At 67.5% G+C, this 23,864-nt stretch carries 24 protein-coding genes and 1 pseudogene; 6 read left to right on the top strand and 19 right to left on the bottom strand.

All coding sequences use genetic code 11. From position 1 onward, the window contains the following. Positions 1–82 precede the first annotated feature (82 nt). From A7B20_RS18980 to folD, 3 genes are all read left to right on the top strand, one after another. The gene (locus A7B20_RS18980; protein WP_102110164.1) at positions 83–667 is read left to right on the top strand and encodes an MOSC domain-containing protein; all 585 of its coding nucleotides are present in this window, start codon (positions 83–85) and stop codon (positions 665–667) included. A 364-nt stretch (positions 668–1,031) separates the two neighbouring features. After that, positions 1,032–2,708 carry a formate--tetrahydrofolate ligase gene (locus tag A7B20_RS18975; protein ID WP_102110163.1) on the top strand — a complete coding sequence of 559 codons (1,677 nt, stop codon included), beginning with the start codon at positions 1,032–1,034 and terminating at the stop codon, positions 2,706–2,708. A gap of 132 nt (positions 2,709–2,840) precedes the next feature. Continuing rightward, on the top strand, positions 2,841–3,731 hold the full coding sequence (folD, locus tag A7B20_RS18970; RefSeq protein WP_102110162.1) for a bifunctional methylenetetrahydrofolate dehydrogenase/methenyltetrahydrofolate cyclohydrolase FolD: 891 nt from the start codon (positions 2,841–2,843) through the stop codon (positions 3,729–3,731). A gap of 73 nt (positions 3,732–3,804) precedes the next feature. On the opposite strand, the gene A7B20_RS18965 is transcribed toward folD, so the two are convergent. From A7B20_RS18965 to A7B20_RS18945, 5 genes are all read right to left on the bottom strand, one after another. Further along, the gene (locus A7B20_RS18965; RefSeq protein ID WP_102110161.1) at positions 3,805–4,212 is read right to left on the bottom strand and encodes a PaaI family thioesterase; all 408 of its coding nucleotides are present in this window, start codon (positions 4,210–4,212) and stop codon (positions 3,805–3,807) included. After that, on the bottom strand, positions 4,209–4,883 hold the full coding sequence (gene pdeM, locus A7B20_RS18960; RefSeq protein WP_102110160.1) for a ligase-associated DNA damage response endonuclease PdeM: 675 nt from the start codon (positions 4,881–4,883) through the stop codon (positions 4,209–4,211). Before pdeM ends, A7B20_RS18965 begins: the two co-directional genes overlap by 4 nt. Before the next feature lie 56 nt (positions 4,884–4,939). Next, a complete protein-coding gene (locus tag A7B20_RS18955) occupies positions 4,940–7,378 on the bottom strand; it encodes a ligase-associated DNA damage response DEXH box helicase (RefSeq protein WP_102110159.1) in 2,439 nt (812 codons plus the stop codon). A 56-nt stretch (positions 7,379–7,434) separates the two neighbouring features. Continuing rightward, positions 7,435–7,680: a hypothetical protein gene (locus tag A7B20_RS18950; protein ID WP_102110158.1), complete on the bottom strand. Its 246-nt coding sequence runs from the start codon at positions 7,678–7,680 to the stop codon at positions 7,435–7,437. A gap of 69 nt (positions 7,681–7,749) precedes the next feature. Then, entirely contained in the window at positions 7,750–9,057 is a 1,308-nt protein-coding gene (locus A7B20_RS18945; protein ID WP_102110157.1) for an ATPase, read from the bottom strand. A gap of 139 nt (positions 9,058–9,196) precedes the next feature. On the opposite strand from A7B20_RS18945, the gene A7B20_RS18940 reads away from it, so the two are divergent. Next, on the top strand, positions 9,197–10,819 hold the full coding sequence (locus A7B20_RS18940) for a hypothetical protein (protein WP_102110156.1): 1,623 nt from the start codon (positions 9,197–9,199) through the stop codon (positions 10,817–10,819). On the opposite strand, the gene A7B20_RS18935 is transcribed toward A7B20_RS18940, so the two are convergent. From A7B20_RS18935 to A7B20_RS18870, 14 genes are all read right to left on the bottom strand, one after another. Beyond that, entirely contained in the window at positions 10,797–11,312 is a 516-nt protein-coding gene (locus A7B20_RS18935; protein ID WP_102110155.1) for a prepilin peptidase, read from the bottom strand. The genes A7B20_RS18940 and A7B20_RS18935 overlap by 23 nt on opposite strands. Positions 11,313–11,314: 2 nt before the next feature. Continuing rightward, the gene (locus tag A7B20_RS18930; protein ID WP_102110154.1) at positions 11,315–12,172 is read right to left on the bottom strand and encodes a tetratricopeptide repeat protein; all 858 of its coding nucleotides are present in this window, start codon (positions 12,170–12,172) and stop codon (positions 11,315–11,317) included. A gap of 37 nt (positions 12,173–12,209) precedes the next feature. Then, positions 12,210–12,773 carry a tetratricopeptide repeat protein gene (locus tag A7B20_RS18925; protein WP_102110153.1) on the bottom strand — a complete coding sequence of 188 codons (564 nt, stop codon included), beginning with the start codon at positions 12,771–12,773 and terminating at the stop codon, positions 12,210–12,212. A 5-nt stretch (positions 12,774–12,778) separates the two neighbouring features. Then, positions 12,779–13,750 (bottom strand): type II secretion system F family protein, encoded by a 972-nt coding sequence (locus tag A7B20_RS18920; RefSeq protein ID WP_102110152.1) that lies wholly within the window; start codon positions 13,748–13,750, stop codon positions 12,779–12,781. Between the two features lie 9 nt (positions 13,751–13,759). Further along, positions 13,760–14,728, bottom strand: a complete 969-nt coding sequence (locus A7B20_RS18915) for a type II secretion system F family protein (protein WP_102110151.1) — start codon at positions 14,726–14,728, stop codon at positions 13,760–13,762. Positions 14,729–14,731: 3 nt separating this feature from the next. Next, positions 14,732–16,222, bottom strand: coding sequence for a TadA family conjugal transfer-associated ATPase (locus tag A7B20_RS18910; RefSeq protein ID WP_102110150.1), 1,491 nt, complete (start codon positions 16,220–16,222; stop codon positions 14,732–14,734). 9 nt (positions 16,223–16,231) lie between these two features. Further along, on the bottom strand, positions 16,232–17,518 hold the full coding sequence (locus A7B20_RS18905) for a CpaE/TadZ family protein (RefSeq protein WP_102110149.1): 1,287 nt from the start codon (positions 17,516–17,518) through the stop codon (positions 16,232–16,234). A gap of 225 nt (positions 17,519–17,743) precedes the next feature. After that, positions 17,744–18,166: a hypothetical protein gene (locus A7B20_RS21505; RefSeq protein WP_157937728.1), complete on the bottom strand. Its 423-nt coding sequence runs from the start codon at positions 18,164–18,166 to the stop codon at positions 17,744–17,746. Between the two features lie 5 nt (positions 18,167–18,171). Then, on the bottom strand, positions 18,172–19,590 hold the full coding sequence (locus A7B20_RS18895; RefSeq protein ID WP_102110147.1) for a type II and III secretion system protein family protein: 1,419 nt from the start codon (positions 19,588–19,590) through the stop codon (positions 18,172–18,174). 203 nt (positions 19,591–19,793) lie between these two features. Then, positions 19,794–20,645, bottom strand: coding sequence for a Flp pilus assembly protein CpaB (gene cpaB / locus A7B20_RS18890; RefSeq protein ID WP_102110169.1), 852 nt, complete (start codon positions 20,643–20,645; stop codon positions 19,794–19,796). 219 nt (positions 20,646–20,864) lie between these two features. Then, positions 20,865–21,056 (bottom strand): Flp family type IVb pilin, encoded by a 192-nt coding sequence (locus A7B20_RS18885; RefSeq protein ID WP_102110146.1) that lies wholly within the window; start codon positions 21,054–21,056, stop codon positions 20,865–20,867. Between the two features lie 178 nt (positions 21,057–21,234). After that, positions 21,235–21,429: a Flp family type IVb pilin gene (locus A7B20_RS18880; RefSeq protein WP_102110145.1), complete on the bottom strand. Its 195-nt coding sequence runs from the start codon at positions 21,427–21,429 to the stop codon at positions 21,235–21,237. 267 nt (positions 21,430–21,696) lie between these two features. Then, on the bottom strand, positions 21,697–21,891 hold the full coding sequence (locus tag A7B20_RS18875; protein WP_102110144.1) for a Flp family type IVb pilin: 195 nt from the start codon (positions 21,889–21,891) through the stop codon (positions 21,697–21,699). Positions 21,892–22,160: 269 nt separating this feature from the next. Then, the gene (locus A7B20_RS18870; RefSeq protein ID WP_102110143.1) at positions 22,161–22,355 is read right to left on the bottom strand and encodes a Flp family type IVb pilin; all 195 of its coding nucleotides are present in this window, start codon (positions 22,353–22,355) and stop codon (positions 22,161–22,163) included. Positions 22,356–22,711: 356 nt separating this feature from the next. On the opposite strand from A7B20_RS18870, the gene A7B20_RS18865 reads away from it, so the two are divergent. Together A7B20_RS18865 and A7B20_RS18860 are read left to right on the top strand one after the other, a co-directional pair. Then, the gene (locus A7B20_RS18865; protein WP_102110142.1) at positions 22,712–23,560 is read left to right on the top strand and encodes a lytic transglycosylase domain-containing protein; all 849 of its coding nucleotides are present in this window, start codon (positions 22,712–22,714) and stop codon (positions 23,558–23,560) included. Continuing rightward, a pseudogene (locus A7B20_RS18860) lies at positions 23,553–23,864 on the top strand (UbiA family prenyltransferase); the annotation flags it as partial. The gene A7B20_RS18865 and the pseudogene A7B20_RS18860, both read left to right, overlap by 8 nt.

Here is a 23,864-nt window from a genome sequence, read left to right as displayed (position 1 = left end):
GTCGGGACCGCCGAGACGAAATCCCGTTTGCACCCCGCGCCGTCCCGGGCCAACGTCGCGGCGCAGCCGACCGGAGACAGCCATGCCCGCCCTCATCGCCACGACCCACAGCGCCACGATCACCTGGCTTGGCGCCGTCCCCCACCGCGACGCCCCGGAACTCGTCACCGAGGCGCTGACCGAGATGCCGCTCGGCTGGGGCGGCTATGCGGGGGACATCCACTCCGGCGAGACCCGCCCCTCCTGCTCGCGCGTCACCACGCAGTATCCGCGCGATACCGAGATCCGGAACACCCGCCAGCTGTCGCTCGTCAGCGCCGGGGAACTGGCGCAGATCGCCGCCGCGCTGGACCTCGACGCCGTGGATCCCGCATGGATGGGTGCTTCGGTCGTGCTCGAGGGCATCCCGGACTTCACCCATCTGCCCCCCTCCGCCCGCCTGCAGGGCCCGGACGGCACCACGCTCACCGTCGACATGCTGAACCAGCCCTGCCAGTTTCCCGCAAAGACCATCGAACAGGCCCGCCCCGGCCACGGAAAGGCGTTCAAGGCCGCCGCCAAGGGCCTGCGCGGCGTCACCGCCTGGGTCGAACGGCCGGGCACCCTGCGTCTCGGCGACCGCATGACGCTCCACATCCCGGGCCAGCGCGCATGGCGGGGGGCGTGACCCCCGGAAATGCAGAAAGCCGGACCCGAGGGCCCGGCTTTCGCATCCCTTCGCGGGACCGGTGTTCAGATGAACATCGCCGTGGCCAGCGACAGGCCCAGCAACATTCCGCCGTGAATGAAAAGAGTGGCTTTCAGCATCTGGATTTCTCCTTGTTGTAGCTGAAACACCCGATTCGCCGGAAAAGTTCCAACGTTTCCAACACCCGCTCCGGGATGATCCGTCCGCTTGGCGATTTCGGCGAAACGAACGTCGCAATTCCCACCCCGACCGGAATTGCCTATGGGTATGGCTGGACCTGCGGCGGCCGCGATCGGCCGCGGGACACGCGAAACAGCGACCGGGACAAGGACAGGGACGGGCCATGAGTGTGAAATCCGACATCGAAATCGCCCGCGAGGCCAGGAAGCGCCCGATCCAGGAGATCGGCGAGAAGCTTGGCATCGGCAGCGACGACCTGCTGCCCTACGGCCATGACAAGGCCAAGGTCAGCCAGCCCTTCATCGACAGCCTGAAGGACCGCGAGAACGGCAAGCTGATCCTCGTCACCGCGATCAACCCGACCCCGGCGGGCGAGGGCAAGACGACGACCACCGTCGGCCTCGGCGATGGCCTCAACGCCATCGGCAAGAAGGCCTGCATCTGCATTCGCGAGGCCTCGCTCGGGCCCAACTTCGGGATGAAGGGCGGCGCGGCCGGCGGCGGTTACGCGCAGATCGTTCCGATGGAGGAGATGAACCTCCACTTCACCGGCGACTTCCACGCCATCACCTCGGCCCACAACCTGCTGGCCGCGATGATCGACAACTCGATCTACTGGGGCAATCCGCTGGACATCGACGTGCGCCGCGTCAGCTGGCGCCGCGTGCTCGACATGAACGACCGGGCGCTGCGCCAGGTCGTGGCTTCCCTCGGCGGTGTCGCCAACGGCTTCCCGCGCGAGGCCGGGTTCGACATCACCGTGGCGTCGGAGGTCATGGCGATACTCTGCCTCGCCAAGGACCTGAAGGACCTCGAGAAACGGCTCGGCGACATGATCGTGGCCTATACCCGCGACAAGAAGCCGGTCTATTGCCGCGACATCAAGGCCGACGGCGCGATGACGGTGCTGCTGAAGGACGCGATGCAGCCGAACCTCGTGCAGACGCTGGAAAACAACCCGGCCTTCGTCCACGGCGGCCCCTTCGCCAACATCGCCCACGGCTGCAACTCGGTCATCGCCACGACGACCGCGCTGAAGCTGGCCGATTACGTCGTGACCGAGGCGGGCTTCGGCGCCGATCTCGGGGCGGAAAAGTTCATGGACATCAAGTGCCGCAAGGCGGGCCTGTCTCCTTCGGCCGTGGTGCTGGTCGCCACGGTGCGGGCGATGAAGATGAACGGCGGGGTGGCCAAGGCGGACCTCGGGACCGAGAACGTGGAGGCGGTGAAGGCCGGCTGCGCAAACCTCGGCCGCCACATCGAGAACGTCAAGAGCTTCGGCGTGCCCGTGGTCGTCGCGATCAACCACTTCGTCTCGGACACCGAGGCCGAGATCGAGGCGGTGAAGGCGTTCGTCGCCACGCAAGGGAGCGAGGCGGTGCTCTGCAAGCACTGGGCCAACGGATCGGAGGGCACGAAGGACCTTGCCGCGAAGGTCGTCGAACTGGCCGAGGGCGGCAGCGCCAACTTTGCCCCGATCTACCCCGACGAGATGAGCCTCGCCGACAAGATCGAGGCCATCGCGACCAAGATCTACCGCGCCGACGGCGTGCAGATCGACGGCAAGATCCGCGCCCAGCTGAAGGAATGGGAAGCGCAGGGCTACGGCAACCTGCCGGTCTGCATGGCCAAGACGCAGTATTCCTTCACCACCGACCCCGAGAAGCGCGGCGCGCCCACCGGGTTCACCATCCCGGTGCGCGAAGTGCGGCTGTCGGCGGGCGCGGGCTTCGTCGTGGCCATCTGCGGCGAGATCATGACGATGCCGGGCCTGCCCCGCGTGCCCTCGGCCGAAAGCATCCGGCTGAACGCGAACGGCCAGATCGAAGGGCTGTTCTGAGACCCTGACGCGGCCCCAAGACCTTTTGCCAGGGTGGACAGGGGCCGCTTTCACCCGATAGTGCCCGGGGGGCCCGGTCCATGCGCCGGGCCACGGGCGGATCACACGCAAGGAAAGCGGGGACAGACGACGATGAGCGCGACCATTCTCGACGGCAAGGCCTTCGCGGCGACGGTCAGGGCCAAGGTGGCCGATCACGTCGCCCGGTTGAAGTCCGAGCACGGCATCACCCCCGGCCTCGCCGTCGTGCTGGTGGGCGAGGATCCGGCCAGCCAGGTCTATGTCCGCTCGAAGGGCAAGCAGACGAAGGAGGCGGGAATGGCCTCGTTCGAACATCGCCTGCCCGCGGACACCTCGGAGGAGGCGCTGCTGCGGATGGTCGACCAGCTGAACAAGGACCCCGGCGTGCATGGGATCCTCGTCCAGCTTCCGCTGCCGAAGCACCTCGACTCAGACCTCGTCATCAACTCCATCGACCCGGCGAAGGACGTGGACGGATTTCACATCTCGAACGTCGGGCTGCTGGGCACCGGGCAGCGCAGCATGGTGCCCTGCACCCCGCTCGGCTGCCTGATGCTGCTCAGGGACCACCACGGATCGCTTTCGGGGATGGAGGCGGTGGTGATCGGCCGCTCGAACATCGTCGGCAAGCCGATGGCGCAGCTGCTGCTGAACGACAGCTGCACCGTCACCATCTGCCACAGCAGGACGAAGGACCTGAAGGAGACGGTCCGGCGCGGCGACATCGTGGTGGCCGCCGTCGGCCGCCCGGAAATGGTGCCGGGCGACTGGATCAAGCCGGGCGCGACGGTCATCGACGTGGGCATCAACCGCATCCCCGACGGCGACAAGACCCGCCTCGTCGGCGACTGCGATTTCGACAGCTGCGCCGAGGTGGCGGGCGCCATCACCCCGGTGCCGGGCGGCGTCGGGCCCATGACCATCGCCTGCCTGCTGGCCAACACCGTCACCGCCTGCTGCCGGGCGAACGGCCTTCCGGAACCGGAGGGGCTGACAGCCTGACATCCGATCCCTGCGAAGGGGCGTCAGGCCTTCCTGGCGCTAGTAGCAGACGAAAAGCGCGGTTCGACCCGCGCTAGACCGGCATCATCGTGCCCTGGAGGAGGGCGACGGCAGTGCGCCTGCCGTCCTCCTCGGCGAAGACCTGGGCGCTGACGATCACCAGCCGCCGCCCGGCCTTCACGACCCGCCCCTCGGCCACCAGCCTTTCGCCCCTGGCGGGGGCCAGGAGGTTGATCTTCATCTCGACGGTCAGAACCTCCCGGTCCTCGGGCATCACGCTCAGCGCGGCATAGCCCGCGGCGCTGTCGCCGATGGCGAAGGTCAGCCCGGCGTGGCCGAAGCCGTGCTGCTGGCGCGATCCGGGCAGGATCGGCGCGGCGATGGTGCAGCGACCGTCCGCAGCCGAGATCATCTCGGCCCCGAGGGTCTGCATCAGGCTCTGCGCCGCGAAGCTGGCGGCGACGCGGGGCAGCACGCTCATGTCAGGGCCCGCCGCGGCATCGGCAGGGCGTGGGCCATGGGGCCGGTCAGCACCGCCGTCGCCTCGCGCCGCATCAGCCCCGCCAGCGCCGGATCGTCCCAGCGGAGGCCGCCGGTATAGGTGCCGAAGGCGGGCAGGATCACGCGGTCGGAATCGTGGAGGAAACAGGGCCGCGACACCATGCGCCCCCGGAGCGACAGGCAGGCCTTGGGGTGATAGTGTCCCGACACCTCGCCCGCCTCGCCCTTGCGCGCGATGTGGCGGAAGGTGAGGGGGGGCAGCGGCAGTTCGGCCAGGTGCGTGCCGCCGAACTCCACGGGACCGGGATCGTGATTGCCCTCGATCCAGATCCACCGCCGCCCGGCCTGAAGCCGCAGGAGCCACAGCCGCTCGGCCTCGGGCAGGCTGGCGGCGGCGTCCAGATCGTCGAAACTGTCGCCGAGGCAGACGACGCGGGCGGGATCCAGCGCCTCGATCTCGGACTGGAGGCGCAGCAGCGTGTCCTGCGTCTCGTAGGGCGGCAGCATGTTGCCCGAGCGTCGCGCGATCCGCTCGCATTTGCCAAGGTGCAGGTCCGACACGCACAGAAGCCGCCCGGCGGGCCACCACAGGGCACCGCTGGCGCGGGCGAACAGCGTCTCTCCGGACAGGGTGAATGCGCAGGCGTCCATGCTCTCCGTGCTACCAATGTTCCGCGAATGTTCAAGAGGCTTGCGCGTCCGCGCCCTCAGAACGGCACCCGCCAGACCGGCTTCGGCGGTACCGGGGGCAGGCCGACCTCGCTCATCAGCCGCTCGGCCTCCTCGGCCAGCAGCCGTTCGGTCGCGGCGCCCTTGATCGGCACCTTGCCGGGTTCCAGCAGCAGCGGCGCGGCCAGCGGCGTGACGCCGGGCAGCACCAGGTGGTCGATCCGCCCCGCGTTCCGCGCCAGCATCTCCTCGATCCGGCCGAAGTCGACAAGGCCCTTCAGCGCCTCCTCCCGCGTGATCTGCATCAGGACGTGGTCGGGGTCGTATTTGTGCAAGGTGTCGTACAGGATGTCGGAGGAAAATGTCGCCTGACGTCCGGTCTTTCTCTGTCCGGCGGTCTGCCGGTCGATCAGCCCGGCGATGATCGCGCTGGCCCGGAAGGTGCGCTTCATCACCGCGTTGCCCGCCAGCCAGGTTTCGAAACCTGCGCGCAGGTCGGCGCCATCGAACAGCGGCGCGGGATCGGTGAGCCGGTCGAGCCCCCAGATCAGCACGGCGTAGTCGGTGGCGACGAAGCCCATGGGGTGCAGGCCCATGACCTCCATCCGCTGGGTGACGAGCAGCCCGAGCGTCTGCATCGCGTTGCGCCCGGCGAAACCGTAGATGCAGGTGTGCTCGCGCCCCCGCCACGGGAAGCTTTCGACCAGCAGGCGGTCGGGCTTCGGCAGCTGCGAGCGGTCGCGCTGGAGGTGGAGCCACTGGCGGGTGTGGGCGGGCAGTTCGGGCCAGTCGTCCTGTTCGAACATCCGCAGGATCCGTTGCGACAGCTGCGTGGAGGTGGCGAACTTGGTGCCCATGAAGGTGGCGATCTTCGGCTCCTTGTCGGCGCGGCGCGTGACCTCGACCGTCATCTCGCGCAGGCCTTCGTATCGGACGATCTGGCCGCCGATCAGGAAGGTGTCGCCGGGCGTGAGGGTCGCGGCGAAGCCCTCCTCGACCTCGCCGAGCGGCTGGCCCCCGCGCATGTTCCGAAGGCGCACCTTCAGCGTGTCGGTGTCCTGGATCGTGCCGATGTTCATGCGGATCTGCCTTGCCGCGCGGGGGTCGCGCAGGTGCCAGAGGCCGTCGGTCTGCTTCAGCCGCTGCCAGCGGTCGTAGGCCTTGAGCGCATAGCCGCCGGTCGCCACGAAATCGAGGCAGGCGTCGAACTGGGGGCGGGTGAGCGTGGCATAGGCGCCCGCGGTCTTCACTTCGGCGAACAGGTCGTCGGCCGCGAAGGGCCCCGCGCAGGCGACGATCAGGATGTGCTGGCACAGCACGTCGCGGGGGCCGGGGCCGCGCGGATCGCCGTCGAGCGCGCGGGCCTTCACCGCCTCCAGAGCGGCGACGCATTCGACGATCTCGAACTGGTTCGCGGGCACCAGCAGCGCCTTAGAGGGCGCGTTGTAGCGGTGGTTCGCGCGGCCGATCCGCTGCACCAGCCGCTTGACGTTCTTCGGCGCGCCGACCTGGATCACCAGGTCGACGTCCCCCCAGTCGATCCCGAGGTCGAGGGAGCCGGTGCAGACGATCGCGCGCAGCGTGCCCGCGACCATCGCCGCCTCCACCCTCATGCGCTGTTCGCGCGAGAGCGAACCGTGGTGGATGCCGATGGGCAGCGCGTCCTCGTTGGCGAGCCACAGGTTGTGGAAGAAGATTTCTGCCTGCGCGCGGGTGTTGTGGAAGATCAGCGTGGTCCTGTGGGCGCGCACCTGTTCCAGCACCGCCGGGATCGCGTAGGCGCCGCCGCCCCCGGCCCAGGGCGGCTGGGTCTCGGTCTCCAGCATCGCGATGTCGGGGTCGGGGCCGGGATCGGCATGGAGGATCTCGCAGGGGTCGGGGTGGCGGGCAAGGAAGCAGGCGATGGCCTGCGGGTCCTCCACGGTGGCCGACAGACCGACCCGGCGCAGGCCCGGCACCAGTGTCTGCAACCGCGCCAGCGCCAGCATCAGCTGGTCGCCCCGCTTCGACTCGGCCAGCGCGTGGATCTCGTCCACCACCACCCGCTTCAGCCCCGCGAACATCCGCGGCGCGTCCTCATAGCTCAGTAGCAGCGCCAGACTTTCCGGCGTGGTCAGCAGGATGTGCGGCGGATCGGCCCGCTGGCGGCGCTTGGCGGTCGAGGACGTGTCGCCGGTGCGGTCCTCGACCCGGATCGGCAGGCGCATCTCGGTGATCGGGGTCGAGAGGTTGCGGCGGATGTCGGCCGCCAGCGCCTTCAGCGGTGAAATGTAGAGGGTGTGCAAGCCTTCGTGCTGCCCCGAGGCCAGATCGGCCAGCGAAGGCAGGAATCCTGCAAGCGTCTTGCCGCCCCCGGTGGGCGCGATCAGCAGGAGCGCGGGCGCATCGGCGCGCTCCAGCATCTCCTGCTGGTGCGGGTGGATCGACCAGCCGCGGGTGGCGAACCAGTCGTGGAAGCGGGCGGGGAGGGTGACCATGCGCCCTATCTAGGGCGCACACGCCGGCTTGGCGATGGGGCCGCGCTCAACCCGACTCAACGCGGCTCGGCGTCGTGGGCATGGGCGATGGCGGCGCGCAGTTCGTCGTTCAGCGCGTCCATGTCCAGCATCACCTTGCCGTCATGGGCTTCGGAAATCTGGTCGGCGGTCACGGGCACCTCGCCGTAGCCTTCGACATGGACCAGCAGGTGGTCGCGCATCACCTCGCGCACGGCGCCGATACCGGGCTTGCCGAGGGTGGCGAAGACTTCCCATTCGCGCTGGATGTTGGAGAGGGACATGGCGGCGTTCCTTGGCTTGAGGGGTTTTTCCCTATCCTAGCACGGCCCGCCGCCACGGCCATGGGCGGCTCAGCGCACGATCTCCTCTTCCCTGACGAACATGTTCGCCCAGGCGCGGTCGATCAGCTCGGGCGACATCTGGTAGGGGATGCCCTCGAACTCGCAGATGGCGATCATCTGGTCGATCAGGAACACCGGCTGATAGTTGGCATAGACGTTGTTGATCGTCGGATACTTCTTCTTCAGCAGGTGGATCAGCGTCTCCTCGTTCAGCGGCACCTTCTTCTTCTTCGCCACCAGCGCGAAGATCTTGAGGTAGTCGGACTGCGATGGCCCGTCGATCTTGATCTTGTAGAAGATCCGGCGCAGCGCGGCCTGGTCGAAGATCTTGTTCGGGTGGAAGTTGGTCGAGAAGATCACCAGCGTGTCGAAGGGCACGGTGAACTTCTCGCCCGACTGGAGGGCGAGGATGTCCTTGCCCTCTTCCAGCGGCACGATCCAGCGGTTGATCAGCGCCTGCGGCGGGTCGGCCTGGCGGCCGAGGTCGTCGACGATGAAGATTCCGCCGGTGGATTTCAGCTGCAGCGGCGCCTGATAGGTGCGCGAGGTCGGGTTGTAGACGAGGTCGAGCATCGACAGGTTCAGCTCGCCCCCCGTGACCACCGTGGGCCGCTGGCAATGGACATAGCGGGTGTCGAAGCGGGTGATCCGGCGCAGCGCGTGCGGATCCTGCTGTTCCTCCTCGACCGCGGTGTGCACGATCGGGTCGTAGACGGTGATGACCTGGCCCGAATACTCGATCGCCCGGGGAACATAGATGTTGTCGCCGATGGCGTCGCGCACCCCGTTCGAGATCGAGGACTTGCCGTTGCCCGGCGGGCCGTACATCAGGATCGACCGGCCCGAGCCCACGGCGGGGCCGAGATTGTCGAGCAGGTCGTCGGGCAGGATCAGGTGGCCCATGGCGCGGGTCAGCTGGGTGCGGGTGATCTGGATGTTGCGGATCGACTGCCGCTTCACCTGCTCGGCGTAGACCTGGAGCGGCACCGGCATCGCGCCGTAGTATTCCGACTGCGACAGCGCATCCAGCGCCCGCGCCTTGCCCGCGTCCGACAGGGTATAGCCCATCTCGGAGGACGAGGTGGCGTGCAGCGTGCCGGTCGCCTCGACCAGCTTCTGCATCCGCGCGGCGTCGACCAGCTCCTGCGTGACGTTGACGGGCAGGCAGATCACCCGCGCGATGTCGGTGACGTGTTCCAGGTTCATGCGGAACATCGTCTTCAACAGGATGTCGCGCATCATCACCGGCGGCAGCTGCATCGCTTCAAGCGTGCGCGGCGGCGGAGGTGCCAGGACGTTGGAAGCGGGAGCGTTCATCGCGGGGGCCTCGGGGTTGTTGTCATCTTGTCTCGTCCATTCCCCGGCGGTGCCCGATTTTGGCCCAGCTTGGGGGACAATGATCCGTCGGACCCGATGTCGCAGACCAATATGGCCAAATGATGGACGAGACAGACAGATGAAGCGGACGTATCCCCTGGGCCTCCTGGCCCTGATCCTGGCGCTGATCGCGGGTCTCGGCGCCATGGGCCTGGCGCGCGGCGGGCTTTACGCCGACCGCTACGAAGGCGACATGATGCACCTGTTCGAGATCGTCCTGCGCATCGCCGACGGGCAGATGCCGCACCTGGATTTCATGACCCCGCTCGGGCTGCTGTCGGCCTGGCCCATCGCGGTCTTCGTCGAGGCGGGGCAGGGGATCGGGATGGCGGTCCACATGGGGCAGATGCTGGTGGCCCTGGCCCTGGTGCCCGCGCTGCTGCGCGCGGCGTCGAGCCGGTTCTCGGGCTGGCTTGGCTACGGCTTCGCGCTGCTGGTCGTCGTCACCGTGATGGCATTGGTCCATGGCGGCGCCGATCCCAACATCTCGATGTCGATGCATTACAATCGGTGGGCCTGGGGATATTGTTTCGTGGCGCTGACCCTGGCTGTCCTGCCGCCGCTCGGGCGCGACCGCCCCTGGCTTGACGGCGCGTTGATCGCGCTGGTGCTGGTGGCGGTGGTGATGATCAAGATCACCTATGCCGTGGTGCTGGCGCCGCTCACGATCCTCGCCCTGCTGCTGCGCGGGGCCCGGAGCACGCTGGTGGCGGGGCTCGTGGCGGGGGCGTTGGCACTGGCGGGGCTGACGCTGCTGCTTGGGCCCGCGTATTGGCAGGCCTATGCGAACGACCTGATCGTGACCGCCAGGTCCGAGGTGCGCCCCTTCCCCAGCAGGCCGCTGGACCAGGCGATGACGGCGCCGCTGTTCCTCGGCATGCACCTTCTTGCGCTGCTGGCGGTCGTGCTTCTGCGACAGTCCGGGCGCAAGGGGGCGGGGCTCGTGGTGCTGCTGCTGCTTCCGGGGTTCGTCTACATCACCTACCAGAACTTCGGCAACGATCCCCAGTGGTCGCTCTGGCTGGCGCTCGCGCTCCTTGTGCTGCGGCCCGGGCCGGGGTCGAGGAATAGCTGGGGGTGGGAGCTGCGCCCGGCGCTGACGATGGTGGCCTGTGCGCTGCTGGCGCTCGGCTCGCCCTCGTTCCTGAACATGGCCTTCAGCCCCCTGCGCCACTTCGTCGAGGATCCCGCCGGCTATTCCCCGGTCTTCGCCCGGAGCGCGCGGCACTCCGACTTCCTGATCCCGAACGCGCGGAAGTACCAGGTGAACCTCCAGATCGACGGCGAACGCGCGGGCGGCGAGGTCGAGGGGATGGCCCCCGACGCGGACCGCGACGCGCCGACGGTGCTGCTGGGCGAGACCCTGCCGGTCTGTTCCCTCGAGAACGGGATGACCCTGTGGTTCGAGGCCGAGGCGCGCGAGCTGGAGCGGAGCGGCTTCGCCGACGGCACCCAGATCCTGGTGGCGGACCTGCTGTCGCCGCTGCCGATGTTCAGCGACAGGATGGCCTGGCTGAAGGGCGGCGCGCCCTGGCGGTATGAAGGGGTTCCGGGGATCAAGAACGCGGACTACCTGCTGGTGCCGACCTGCGCCATCAGCCCAAGGACCCGGCGCGTGGTCGTGGACGAGGTACGGGCCCGCGACATCCCCCTGACCGAGGTCTATCGCAGTCCCCGGCTTATCCTGCTGCGGCTGGGCTGATGCCGTCGAGCGCGGCGAGCCCGAGGTAGAACAGCAGCATCGCGCCAAGCGGCAGGCCCATCGGGAACTTGCGGTGGGTCCAGCTGACCCAGTCGGGGAAGGCGCGGCGCACCGCGGGGATCGCGCGGGCCGCGCGGTGGGTGACGAAGGAAGCCAGCACGATGGCCGCGAAGAGCAGCAGCAGGTTGTCCAGGTCGCCCGGCATCACGAAGGGCGCGGCGGCGGCGGCGAACTTCGCATCCCCCGCGCCAAGCCCGCCGGCCATGTTCAGTAAGAACCCCGCGGCCAGCACCACCACCAGGTTGACCCAGTTCCAGAGCCAGGTTTCCAGCGGCAGGGCCAGGGGGCCGACCAGCAGGTAGACGAGGAACAGCGCCATCACCGCCTTGTTCGGGATCTTCATGTGGGCCATGTCGTTCCAGGCGACCCAGATGCAGATCGGCGCGACGAAGGGCAGGAACCACAGGGCCGCGCTGGCGGGCAGCTCGAGCATCGTCAGTTCTGGACGTTGGCTTCCAGCGCCGCGAGCGAGCGGGCGGCAGCGTCGAAATACTGCGGATGCGCCTCGATCGCCTGTTGCAGAAGACCCTTGCCGATCGAAACGTCGCCCTGCTTGATCGCCGTCAGCGCCATCGTGTGCAGCAGCTGCGCCTGTTCGACCTGGGTCATCTCGACCACCGGCAGGTCGTAGTTGCGCTGCGCGCCCCTCGCCAGCACCAGGTTGTTCTTCGCGGTGAAAAGGTCCGGCTCCTGCACGAGGGCCTGGGTGAACAGGCTTTCGGCGCCCTTGTAGTCGCCCCGGGTCAGCTTGGAATAGCCCCAGTTGTTCAGCACGCCGCCGGGCTTCGTCGTCAGGCCCGCCGCGATCTCGTAGAAGCTGTCGGCCTTCTGCCACTCCTTGTTGCTGTCGGCGACCATCGCCTCCAGCTTGTAGCGCTTGTAGCTTTCGTGGGTCGGCGGCACGCGGTCCAGCTCGGCCTCGGCCTTCTTCCAGTCGCCCGAGCGGATCAGCGCGTCGGCCAGGTCGACGCGGTCCTCGGGGGTGGCGCCGGGGGCCTGGGCGACCTTGCTCCAGACCGCCACCGCCTCGGCCGGGCGCTTGGCGCGGATCAGCGAGTTGCCGAGCCCGCGCTGGAGGTCCAGCCGGTCGGGGTTCTCGTCGCTCGCCCGCTTGAAATAGGCGACCGCCTCGTTCGGGTCGGCCACGGTCAGCATGATGTCGTTCAGGTTGCTCTCGTCGATCACGTTGACGTCCTTCAACGCGCGTTCGACCTCGGCCTTGCCCGAGCGGTCACAGGCCGCAAGGGCCATTGCACTGCCGAGGCAGAGCGTCAGAATCAGTGGGTGGCGCATGTGCCTGCGTCCTTGTCCTGCTCTCGATGTCTCTGCTTCAGGTCCGGGACAGGATCCGGTATTCGCCCGAGCCCCGCCGAACCAGCGCAAAGTTGCTGTTATCCTCGGGAGCATATGTCGATTTTTCGATTCTGGCGAGGGCGAGGGCAAGATTCGCCCGAATGTCGTCACTTTCGCCACTATCGAGCGCGAAGGCGGTGCGGAACACCCGCTCGGCCTCGGGGTACTTGCGCCGTTCCATCAGCACGACGCCGAGGTTGTTCCAGGCGGGCACGAAGGTCTCGTCCTTCTCGACCGCCCGGCGCAGCACCCGTTCCGCCTGGCCGAGACGACCGAGCTTGAGGTTGGCCGAGCCGATGGCCGAGAGCACGTCGACGGTGGTGCCCTGTTCGGCGGCGGCACGGTAATAGGCCTTCAGCGCCAGCTCGTACTCGTGTGCCGCCATCAGCCGGTGGCCGACCAGCAGCCCGTCGACGCTTTCGCCGCGGGTGGCGGGGCCGGGGGCATAGGGGTTGTCCCCGGAACGGCCGAAGCCGCCGGTGTTTCCACAGGCGGCCAGCAGCAGGACCATCATCACGAGGATGGGCTTCGGATGCGCCATGCGCCTCACATTTTGAATTTGCCGAGCGTTTCGACGATGTTGTAGATCGACGGCCCCAGCAGGATGATCAGCAGCGGCGGAACCGTCAGCATCATTGTGGCAAGGGTCATCTTCGTCGGCAAGGTGTTTGCCTTCTCCTCGGCCCGCATCACGCGCTTGTCACGCATCTCGGCCGAGAAGACGCGCAGCGCCTCGGCGACCGAGGTGCCGAAGGTCGCGGACTGGATCAGCACGGTCACGAAGCTCGCCACGTCGGTGACGCCCGCCCGCTCGCTCATGTCGCGCAGCACCTCGACCTTGTCCTTGCCGGCCTTGATCTCGTGGCTGACGATCTCGAACTCGTCGGCGAGGGCGGGATAGCCGGCGCGGATCTCCTTCGACACCCGGACGATCGACTGGTCCAGCGACTGGCCGGCCTCGACGCAGACCAGCATCATGTCGAGACTGTCGGGGAAGCCGTTGGTGATCTCCTCGCGCCGCTGCTGCTGGCGCTTGGTGACCCAGTACTTCGGCGCCATGTAACCGATGGCGCCGGGGATCAGGATCGACAGGATCAGCGACTGGGTCGACGGCGTGCCGGTGGCGCTGGACAGCACCGCGTAGAGCGCGCCGAGGATCAGGGCCCCGAGCCCCAGCGCGAACTGCGCGAAGTGGAAGGTGCGCACCGCGGTCTTGTCGCGATAGCCCGCCTGCATCAGCTTCAGCCGGATCGAGGAGTATTCCTCCTGGTTCTGCGGCTCGAGGAAGGTGGAGTACTTCTGGAGCTTGTCGTTCTTGTTGCCCTGGCGCAGGGACACGCCCTCGGTGTTGGACTTGCTGGCGCGCTTGTGCCTGGCCAGCTTGTCCATCGGATCCTCGCGCCGCTTCAGCAGCACCGGCAGCGTCAGCAGGACCAGGAGCACCCCAAGCCCGCCAATGGCGTAGAGCGGCCCGGCGGGGCCGAGTTTCGCGGTCAGGAAGTCGAAGATCAGTTCCATGTCGGCCTCTCAGACCTTGATGTTCACGAGGGCCTTCATCACGACGATGTTGACCACCAGGAAACCGGCGACCACCAGGCAGGCCGGGATGAAGTACGAGGTTTCCTTCACCGCGTCGTAATAGTTCGGCGACAGCAGGTTGATCATCACCAGCGCGCCCAGCGGGAAGACCGACAGGAACATGCCCGACCATTTCGCCTCGGCCGTGATCGCCTTCACCCGGCGGAACAGCTTGAAGCGCGAGCGGATCACCTTGGCGAGGCCGTCGAGGATCTCGGCCAGGTTGCCGCCCGAGGTCTGCTGGATCGTCACGGCCACGGCGAGGAAACGGAGATCCTGCATGTCCATGCGCTCGGCCATCGACTTGAGCGCATCGCCGACGTTCCGGCCATAGGCGGCCTCGTCCGCGATCACGCCCATCTCGGTGCCCAGCGGATCGGGCACCTCCTTCGCCACGATGTTGACGGCCGCGCCGAAGGGATGGCCGACGCGGAGCGAGCGCACCATCAGTTCGACCGCGTCGGGCAGCTGCTCTTCCATCAGGGCGAGACGCTTCTTCGCCTTGCCGTTGACCCAGACATAGACGCCGCCGACCCCCATGCCGACCGCCACCGCGATGCGGATCGGGGTGCTGGCCGAGGTCTGGAGCGTCAGGCCGACATAGGCGATGACCCCGAGCAGGACCATGACCATCATCATCTGCGCCGGCGTGAAGGCGATGTTTGCCAGCTGCGCCTTCTTCGCCAGCATGGAATAGAGCGGGATCTTCTGGCTCTTCATATGCTGGCCCATCTCCTTGCGGAGCTGTTCCAGGACCTGTTCGCGTGCCTTGCCCTTCTCCAGCATGTCGAGCCGCCGGTTGACGCGGTTGTTCAGGCTGATCGACTTGCCGAAGACCGTCAGGTAGATGCCTTCGACCAGCACCAGAACGGCCACGAAGATGAGGCCGTAGATGAGCGGTTCTGCACTGATGACCATTGCTTAACGTCCCGGGTTGAAGGGTTCGAAGATCTCGGAGGGCAGGTGCATGCCCCACATCCTGAACCGCTCGGAGAAGTGCGAGCGCACGCCGGTCGCGGTGAAGTGGCCGATGATCTTGTTGTCGGGGGTGAGGCCCACGCGCTGGTAGCGGAAGACCTCCTGCATCGAGATGACGTCGCCTTCCATGCCCGTGATCTCGGTGATCGAGGTCATGCGGCGCGAGCCGTCCTGGAGGCGGCTGGCCTGCACGATCAGGTTCACGGCCGAGGCGATCTGCGAGCGCACGGCCTTGATCGGCATCTCGATCCCGGCCATGGCGATCATGTTTTCCAGACGGGACACGCCGTCGCGGGCCGAGTTGGCGTGGATCGTCGTCATCGAACCGTCGTGGCCGGTGTTCATGGCCTGGAGCATGTCGATCACCTCCTCGCCGCGGGTTTCGCCGACGATGATGCGGTCGGGGCGCATCCGGAGCGCGTTCTTCAGGCAGTCGCGCTGCGTCACCGCGCCCTTGCCCTCGACGTTGGCGGGGCGGCTTTCCATCCGGCCCACGTGGGTCTGCTGCAGCTGGAGTTCCGCGGTGTCCTCGATCGTCAGGATCCGCTCGGAGTTGTCGATGAAGGAGGACAGCGCGTTCAGCGTCGTCGTCTTGCCCGAACCCGTACCGCCCGAGACGATGACGTTCAGGCGGGTGGACACGGCGGCCTCGAGGTACAGCGCCATCTCTTCCGAGAAGGCGCCGAAGCGCACCAGGTCGTCGATCCCGAGCTTCTCCTTCTTGAACTTCCGGATCGACACCAGCGAGCCGTCCACCGCGATCGGTGGCACCATGGCGTTGAAGCGCGAGCCGTCGGCGAGGCGGGCGTCGACATAGGGGTTGGATTCATCGACGCGGCGGCCCACGGCGGACACGATCTTGTCGATGATCCTGAGCAGGTGGCGCTCGTCCTTGAAGGTGATGTCGGTCAGCTGCAGCTTGCCGTTGCGCTCGACGAAGATCTGCTGCGGCCCGTTCACCAGGATATCGTTGACCGAGTCGTCCTTCAGCAGCGTCTCGAGCGGGCCGAGGCCCTTGACCTCGTCATAAAGCTCCTGGTTCAGCGTCAGCCGTTCCTCGCGGTTCAGCACGACGCCGATCTCGTTCAGCGCCTCGGACGTGATCTCCATGATCTCGGCCTTCAGGTCGCTTTCCGACGCCTTGTCGAGCGCGGCGAGGTTCAGGTTGTCCAGCAGCCGCGAGTGCATCTCGATCTTGATCTCGCCCAGGCGCTCGCGGCGCTTCTTCTCCTTGCTTTCCGGGCTGACCTGGGCGGCGACCGTCTGGGGAACGGCGCGGACGGTCTTCGGCAGAGCCGAGGCCGCGGGGGCCGGTGCGGGCGCGGCGCCCTGCGGCAACTTGGCCGCGGCGGCCTTGGCCACCGCGTGCAGCGGCTTCGGCGCGGCGTTGGCCGCGACCTTCGCCTCGTCCTGCTTCCTGTAACGTGAGAACATGCGGACCTCTTACCTGCCCGCGGCCACCGAGCGGTTCAGCTCGTGCGCGGATTTCGCCAGTTTCTGGATCTCCCGCCGCAGCGGATTCTTCTTCGCGATCTCGGCCAGGGGCAGGCCGTGGTCGCAGGCCTGCACCACCTGGTTGCCGCCGTCGGGCAGCTGAACCTCGATCGTGATGTCCAGATTCTCGGCCAGGCGCTTGACCCGGCTCTTGCCCGACAGGTCGGTGAACTTCGGCGCCCGGTTCAGGATATAGCGCAGCTTCTCGACCGGCAGGTCCTCGGCCTTCAGCGCGCGGATCAGGCGCAGCGCGTTCTGGGCCGAACGCATGTCCATCTCGAGCAGCAGGAAATAGATGTGCGCGGCATTCAGCACCGCCTCGCTCCAGTGCACCACGGTCGAGGGCATGTCGATCACGACATAGTCGAAATGGCTGCGCGCCTGTTCGATGATCCGCTCGACATCGGTCGGGGTGATGAGATCCAGCGGCAGCATGTCCGCGGGCGCGGTCAGCACGTGGAGCTTGTCGTTGAAGGTCAGCAGCGCGTGCATGAAGCTTTCGCTGTCCATCGTCTCGGTGTTCGTCAGCATCTCGAACACGGCCTCGCGGCGGCTGAGGTCGAGGTAGGTCGCCACCGACCCGTACTGGAGGTCGAGATCCAGCAGGCAGACGCGCGGCGCGTCCTCCTTGCTCATCGTCGCCAGTTCCCAGGCGAGGTTCACCGCGAAGGTCGACGCGCCGACGCCGCCCGACAGGCCGTGGACCGGCAGCACCACGCCGTCGCGTCCGCCCGCGGGGTGGGCCGTGCGGACGGTCGGCGCGACCAGGGCCGGGGCCTCGGCGACGGGCGCGGGTTGCGGTTTTGGCTCCGGCTCCGGCTCGGGTTCGGGCGTGCGCAGGCGGACGATGGCCTCGTGCAGGGCACCCTCGGGCAGGGGGTAGGGGACGAACTCCTTCGCGCCGAGCTTCAGCAGCTGGTGCAGCACCATCGGGCTGATCTCCTCGGCGATGACCAGCACCTTGATGTCGCGGCGGACGGCGGTCTTGATCAGCTCGGCGATGGTGGCGACGTTGGCCTCGTCGTCCTCGTCGATGGCGATGGCGACGAACTCCATCGACGCGGCGTCGGGCTGTTCCAGAAAGATCGTGGCATCCGCGAAGGACAGATCGCCCCAGCGTTCGCCCAGTTCCGTTTCCATGTCCTCGATGAGAAGGTCGAAGTCCTGCACGTTGCGGCAGATGGTACAGGCCAGGATCGGATCCGGATCGCTTTCCGCTACGGCGTTCGTCATCATTGCCTCGTTCCTTCGGTTGCCGAACCCGCGGGATGACCGGGCAACCGCAGGGGTCGCTCGCTCAGCCTCTGCTCCCGAGAGTCCGCGTGCGCTCGTTCGAGTCGGCACGGTTTCTTCTCAGGCGAAGATGCTGCGCAATATTGGCGACATTGAGGCTTGGAAGATGCGACTGGGCGGTGATTAGGGACATTTTCGTGGTCATTTCACCGCCCTGACGCAGCGTCGTCAGCCGCCGGTCGGAACGACGACGCTGGTCGAGGTCGACTGCTTTTCGGGCGGCAGTTCGGTGGCGCTTTCGACGTATTCCTCGAAGATCACCTCGGCATACTTGCCGTTCAGCGTGCCTGAGCACCGGGCATAGCCATAGCGCGGCGTGGTGTAGACCTCGGGCTGCGGGCTCTTCGGATCGAGGTATTCGTCGGGATCCAGGACCACCACGGGATCGGGCACGATATAGCCCTTGGGCTTGTTGGCGCAGGCCTTCTGCGCCTGCATGTTGATCATGGTGGCGTTGCCGAACTGTCCCTCGTCGAGAAACGCGCCGGCGGGCTGGGTGAAGCCCGTCAGGAAGGTCGAATTCTCGGACGTGCAGGCGCCGAGGGCGAGGGCGGTGCCCAGGAGGGCGGCCGAAGTCAGGTGTCCACGCATGCCGCTCACTCCATCACATAGCCGTAGGACCCGCTGAAGTCCTGTTTCGCCAGTTCCGACGCGGCGCCGCGGGTCGGCCGGTTGCTGCCCGTGGTCTTGCCGAACAGGAACAGGTCGGACTCCGAGGGCAGGGTGACGCGGTCCGTCGGCAGGGCCAGCGCCTCGCCCCGGGTGGGGGTCACGAGGTGCGGGGTGATGATGATGACCAGCTCGCTCTGGTTGCGCTCGTAGTTGGCGCTGCGGAACAGCGAGCCGAGCACCGGAATGTCGCCGAGCCATGGCACCTGGCCCGCGAGATCCTGGAAGTCGTCCTGGAGCAGGCCCGCGATCGCGAAGCTCTCGCCGTCGCGCATCTCGACCACGGTCGAGGTCTCGCGCCGCCGGAAGGCGTTGACCGAGAAGCCGTTGTTGTTGAACGTCACCGAGTTGTCGAGGCCCGACACCGCCGCCTTGAGCTGCAGGTTGATCAGGTCGCGGTCGACGACGCGGGGCGTGAAGGTCAGCTCGACACCGAAAGGCTTGTAGTCGATGGTCACGCCGCCGTCGTTGTCGACCACCGGCACCGGATACTCGCCGCCCGCCAGGAACGAGGCTTCCTGTCCCGAGAGCGCGGTCAGGTTCGGCTCGGACAGGGTGCGCACGACGCCCTTGCTTTCCAGCGCCTCCAGCAGCACCGCAAAGCGGATCGCGTCGGTTCCGAGCCCGATGGCGATGGTGCCCTCGCTTTCCTTGCTCGAGGTATAGCCGTTGCCGGACAGGATGTTGGTGGCGTTGTTCCCCTGGCCCAGGGTGCCGGTCCCCGCGGTGACGCCGAGGTTCGACTTGTTGACCCCGAGCGCGACCGAGCTGGACAGGTTCTTGCGCACCGAGCGCGACATCTCGGCGAAGCGGACCTTCAGCATCACCTGCTGGGTGCCGCCGACGCTCATCAGGTTGGACACCCGGTCGGGTGCATAGCGCTGGGCGAGATCCAGCGCGCGGTCGAGCCGCGCCATGCTGGAGACGACCCCCGACAGCACGATGCCGTCGTTGGCGGTGCGGACCTCGATCGGTTCGCCCGGCAGGATCTGGCGCAGCCGTTCCTTGAACTCCGCGATGTCGGGGGCGACCTGCACCTCGACGTTGGTGATCAGGCGGCCTTCGGCGTTCAGCAGCGTCAGCGTGGTGCGGCCCGGCGCCTTGCCGAGCACGTAGATGGTGCGGTCCGACAGGGTCGAGATGTCGGCGATCGACGGGTTGGCGATGCTGAGCTCGGCGAAGGGTTCATCGGATTCGACGACCACGGCCCGGTTCATCGGCACGTTCAGACTGCTGGAGGTCGCGCCGTTCATCACCCGGAGCGTCTCCGCCTGCGCTGCCGGTATCGCGGAAAGGGAAAGCGCAAAGCCGACCAGAGCGGCTTTCAGAAACCTGTCGATCTGCATGTGATCTGCCTCTCTGATCACTCAAGGGACCGGATCTTTCGCCCGGCTTTTGCCGGATAATGCCCCTGTTGCAATTTTTTTTCAATAAACAGAGTGTTGAGAGGCAGAGCTTATGTGGGCTGGCCGCAACAGTCCTGCGATTTTGCGGCCGGAACGGAAACGGGCACCACATCGGGTGCCCGTTTCGCCCTAGCACAATTCGCTCAGTTGGTGCTGCAGGCGATCGGAATCTCAACCACCTCGGCGCCCTTGCGGGTCTTGATCGTGCAGACGCGCTCCTTCTCGACCTCGACGACCTTCTCCTCGGTGATGCCGAGAAGTTCGCGCTGGTCGACCTCGACCGCTTCCGACGTCGTGGTGTCCTCGGCGCCGACCAGGGCCAGCGACAGGCGGCCGGTGGACTGGGCCTGGGCCAGGGCGGCGACCTGGCGCGACGAAGCCTCGACGGTGACGGTGCGGGCCACGGTGGGGCTCGACCGGTCCTCGTCGGCGGACTGGTCGATGGCGACGAGGCGCACGCCGGTCTCGATCAGCTTGGTGACGTCCTCGCGGCCCTGGGCGCCGGGCAGGGTGCCGCTCCAGAACACGTCCACGCGGTCGCCGGGGCGCAGGAAGCCCGAGACGCCCGAGGAGACGTCGACGCGGATCGCGAAGGCGCGCATGCCGGGGCTCAGCCGCGAGGAGACGCCGGCGTCGACGCCCGGATCGGTGACCTTGACGGCCAGCACCGCCTCGTCCTTCTCCATGGTCCGCAGGATCGAACGCGGCTCGCGGTTGTCCTCGGGGAACAGCGCGTCGGCGCTGGTGAAGGCCCCCTCGGGGATCGCGTCGGCGGGCCAGGCCACCAGCCGCACGTCCTCCTTCGCGAGGCGCTCGCCATAGCGGGCCTGCCGGGTCATCACGAAGACCTCCTGGGTCGGCACGATCGCGCCACGGGCGGCGCGTTCCGCCTCCAGGGCGGCCTGGTTGGCGGCGATGTAGTCGCGCGCCATGTAGACGGCGAACCCGGCAAGGCCGAGTCCCAGGATCAAGACCAGTCCAAAGACCGTACGCATCATTACTTCCTTTCGACGCAGCATGCCGCGGCATGCGAGAGCGGATTCTCGGGGATCGCGGTTACGGGCCCCGGGATGCCCGCGGAATGCGGCAAAACGAGGCCGACAATCCGGGCTTTGCATGGATTCGCTTCGTGACGTTCCGTCGCTTCCGCAACGGCGATGGCCCGGAACGGCGTTCCGGGCCTGTCCGCGCGCCGCAGGGGCGGCGTGCCGGGCTTACCAGTTGATGGTGGTCGGCCGTGCTGCAACGGTCGAACTCACGGTGTTCGAGACGGCCTCGGCCCCGTCCCCGAAAGTGGCCATCACGGCCAGGGCCAGCGACATGGCGCCGGCGGTGAGGAGCACCCAGTCCACAGTGGTGGCGCCGTCTTCGTCCCTGAAAAATCTGGTGAGGTATTGTCTGGGCATCGAGGGCCTTGCACTCCGGTTCATGTACCGCCAGCGAAGATGCCGACGTGAGCCCCACGCCTTCGGTCCGGCATAACGCGGAATTGCGACAAATCTTGGGCAGTCCGGATCGCTCCGGTGTGGTGGCGGCGGCGCCCCGGAGAGGGCGCCGCCAGGATCTTCGGCGCGGCGCGCCGGATCAGAACGTGGTGGTGACGGTGGTGCCGCTGAGGTGCGTGGACACGGCCTCGGTCACGGTCTTGGTGCCGGAGGTGACCGAGGTCAGCACCGCGATGCCGAGTCCGACGATGGCGGCGGTCAGCACGACCCAGTCGACGGTGACGGCGCCGTCTTCGTCGTTGCGGAAGGTCTTGGCGAATTTGAAGATGTTCATGGTCAGGTCCTTTTCGGGAGATCGTCGTTGCAGCGCCCCGGTCCTTCGATCGTCCGACCGGGAGCTGGTCGGGGCCGTGCCGTTGCGGTGGAACCGTTGTGACGCCGGATTGGGGCGGAATTCGGACGCGCTTGCAGGGTTTTCGTGGTCCTTTCGGGAAGTTATCGCGGCGGTCGGGGATCACCCCAGGCCGGACAGGTCTGCCGGAAAGAAGGAAGGCCACCCCTTGGGGCGGCCTTCCGAACCTCTGCCCCGCGGCGCGGCGGATCAGAACGTGGTGGTGACGGTGGTGCCGCTGAGGTGCGTCGAGACGGCCTCGGTCACGGTCTTGGTGCCCGAGGTGACCGAGGTCAGCACCGCGATGCCAAGGCCGACGATGGCGGCGGTCAGCACGACCCAGTCGACGGTGACGGCGCCGTCTTCGTCGTTGCGGAAGGTCTTGGCGAATTTGAAGAATTTCATGTCTCTACCCTTTCTGAGGCAGGTCTTGGTGTGGCCGCTCCGGCCTGTAGACTGCGATCCGACCGGATCGTTACCGCACCATTGCGATGAACCGGGTATGACGGCGGATTCAGGCGGGATTTCGGCAAGCTTCAAGTAAATCCGTGATCTTTTCCGGATCGCCGCGTGGCATCCACCGACCGCGCATGCCGACGATCCGACCCGGAAAGCACAACGACCGCCCCCGGTGAGGGGCGGCCGCGCGCAATCGGGGGTCGGGTGGACCCGGATCAGAACGTGGTGGTGACGGTGGTGCCGCTCAGGTGCGTGGAGACGGCCTCGGTCACGGTCTTGGTGCCCGAGGTGACGGAGGTCAGCACGGCGATGCCGAGGCCGACGATGGCGGCGGTCAGCACGACCCAGTCGACGGTGACGGCGCCGTCTTCGTCGTTGCGGAAGGTCTTGGCGAATTTGAACAGTTTCATGATCTGGTTTCCCTCGAAGTGCGTGTTGCGTTTCCCTACCGAGCCGGGCGTGTTGCAGGAGATCGTCCTTGAAGGGCCTGCGCCGTATCGGAATGACGGGAATTGACCCGAGAATGTGGGCAACAATACGGCCTTGGCGCGTCATCTCGGCGAAGTCGGGTGCCAAGGTGGAGCGTTTTCCTAACCATCTGTCTATCAATGATAATTTCTGAGGGGCGAGCCACGTCATCGCCGAAGATCGTTTCCGAAAGGACGCACAATTCCGCGGAGTGGCGCGAATGTTCGCAAGCCGCTGGCGCGACAGGCTTTTCTTTGCAACGCTTGGCAAAACACGAACGGGGCGGAGCAGGCACCGTATGAAACTGCATCTGATCGGGACCGCCATCGCGGCGGCCGTCGTCCTTGCGTCGCCGGGCTGGGGCGATGCGCCGAAGCCGTTTCCGGACTTCACCTTCAAACGGGTGAAGCCGCCGAAGGCCGGGGCGTCGAAGCGGATCACGGTGCAGATCGCGCCGGCCCCGCCGCGCCCTGCCGCCGCCGCTGCGCCGAAGCCGACGCCGAGCGCCCCCGACGTCCCCCCCGCCGCGGTGGCCCTCGCGCCCGCGGGCGACGCCCAGGACTGGTTCTGGACGGCGGTCTCCGGCCGCTCTCCGGCGGGGCGGGTGGACAGCGCCCTCAGCGCGTTGCGGAAAGGGCCCTCGGGGCAGGGCTTCCCGTCGCCGCGGCTCCAGACCCTGCGCCAGATCGCCGACGCCTACGGCCGCGACATCCTGAAGTTCTCGGTCGGCACCCGGATCTCGCCCGCCCTCGCCCTCGCGGTGATCGCGGTCGAATCGGGCGGCCGGTCCGACGCGGTCAGCCGGGCGGGCGCCCAGGGCCTGATGCAGCTCATGCCCGCGACCGCGGCGCGCTTCGGCGTCGTCGACGCCACCCGCGCCACCGAGAACATCCGCGGCGGCATCACCTATCTCGACTGGCTGATGGGCGAGTTCGGCGGCGACGCACTGCTGGCGCTGGCGGGCTACAACGCGGGCGAGGGGGCGGTGCGCAAGCACGGCGGGGTCCCCCCCTATGCCGAGACGCGCGCCTATGTGCCCAAGGTTCTGGCCGCCTGGTCGGTCGCGCGCGGCCTGTGCCTGAGCCCGCCCGAGCTGATCACCGACGGCTGCGTCTTCGTCGGCGGGCGGGCGGCCACGAATGGCTGAGACGCCGCCGCTGGTGGTGCTGGCCGACGACGCTCTGCTGCGCACCTCGCCCGGGGCCGAGCTGCTCTGGGCCGGGCTGGGGCAGGCGCCCTGGGCGACGCTCGGGGCGTTGCTGCGCCGTGGCGGCCGGGTGGACGCGGCGGCGGCAGAGCTTGCGCGACGGGTCGAGATCCGCGCCGATCTCCTGCCCTGCGACCCCGCCGCCATCGCGCTGATCGCCGAGGCGCAGGCGGCGGGCCGGGCGGTGTACCTTGCCGGAACCGCGCCCGCCCCCCTGCTCGAGCGGCTGGCCGCCGCCAAGGGC

Source organism: Oceaniglobus roseus (assembly GCF_002869745.1).
Lineage (GTDB): Bacteria > Pseudomonadota > Alphaproteobacteria > Rhodobacterales > Rhodobacteraceae > Oceaniglobus > Oceaniglobus roseus.
The sequence above is the reverse complement of the archived record's forward strand: the minus strand, read 5'-3'. Positions and strand labels throughout refer to the sequence as shown.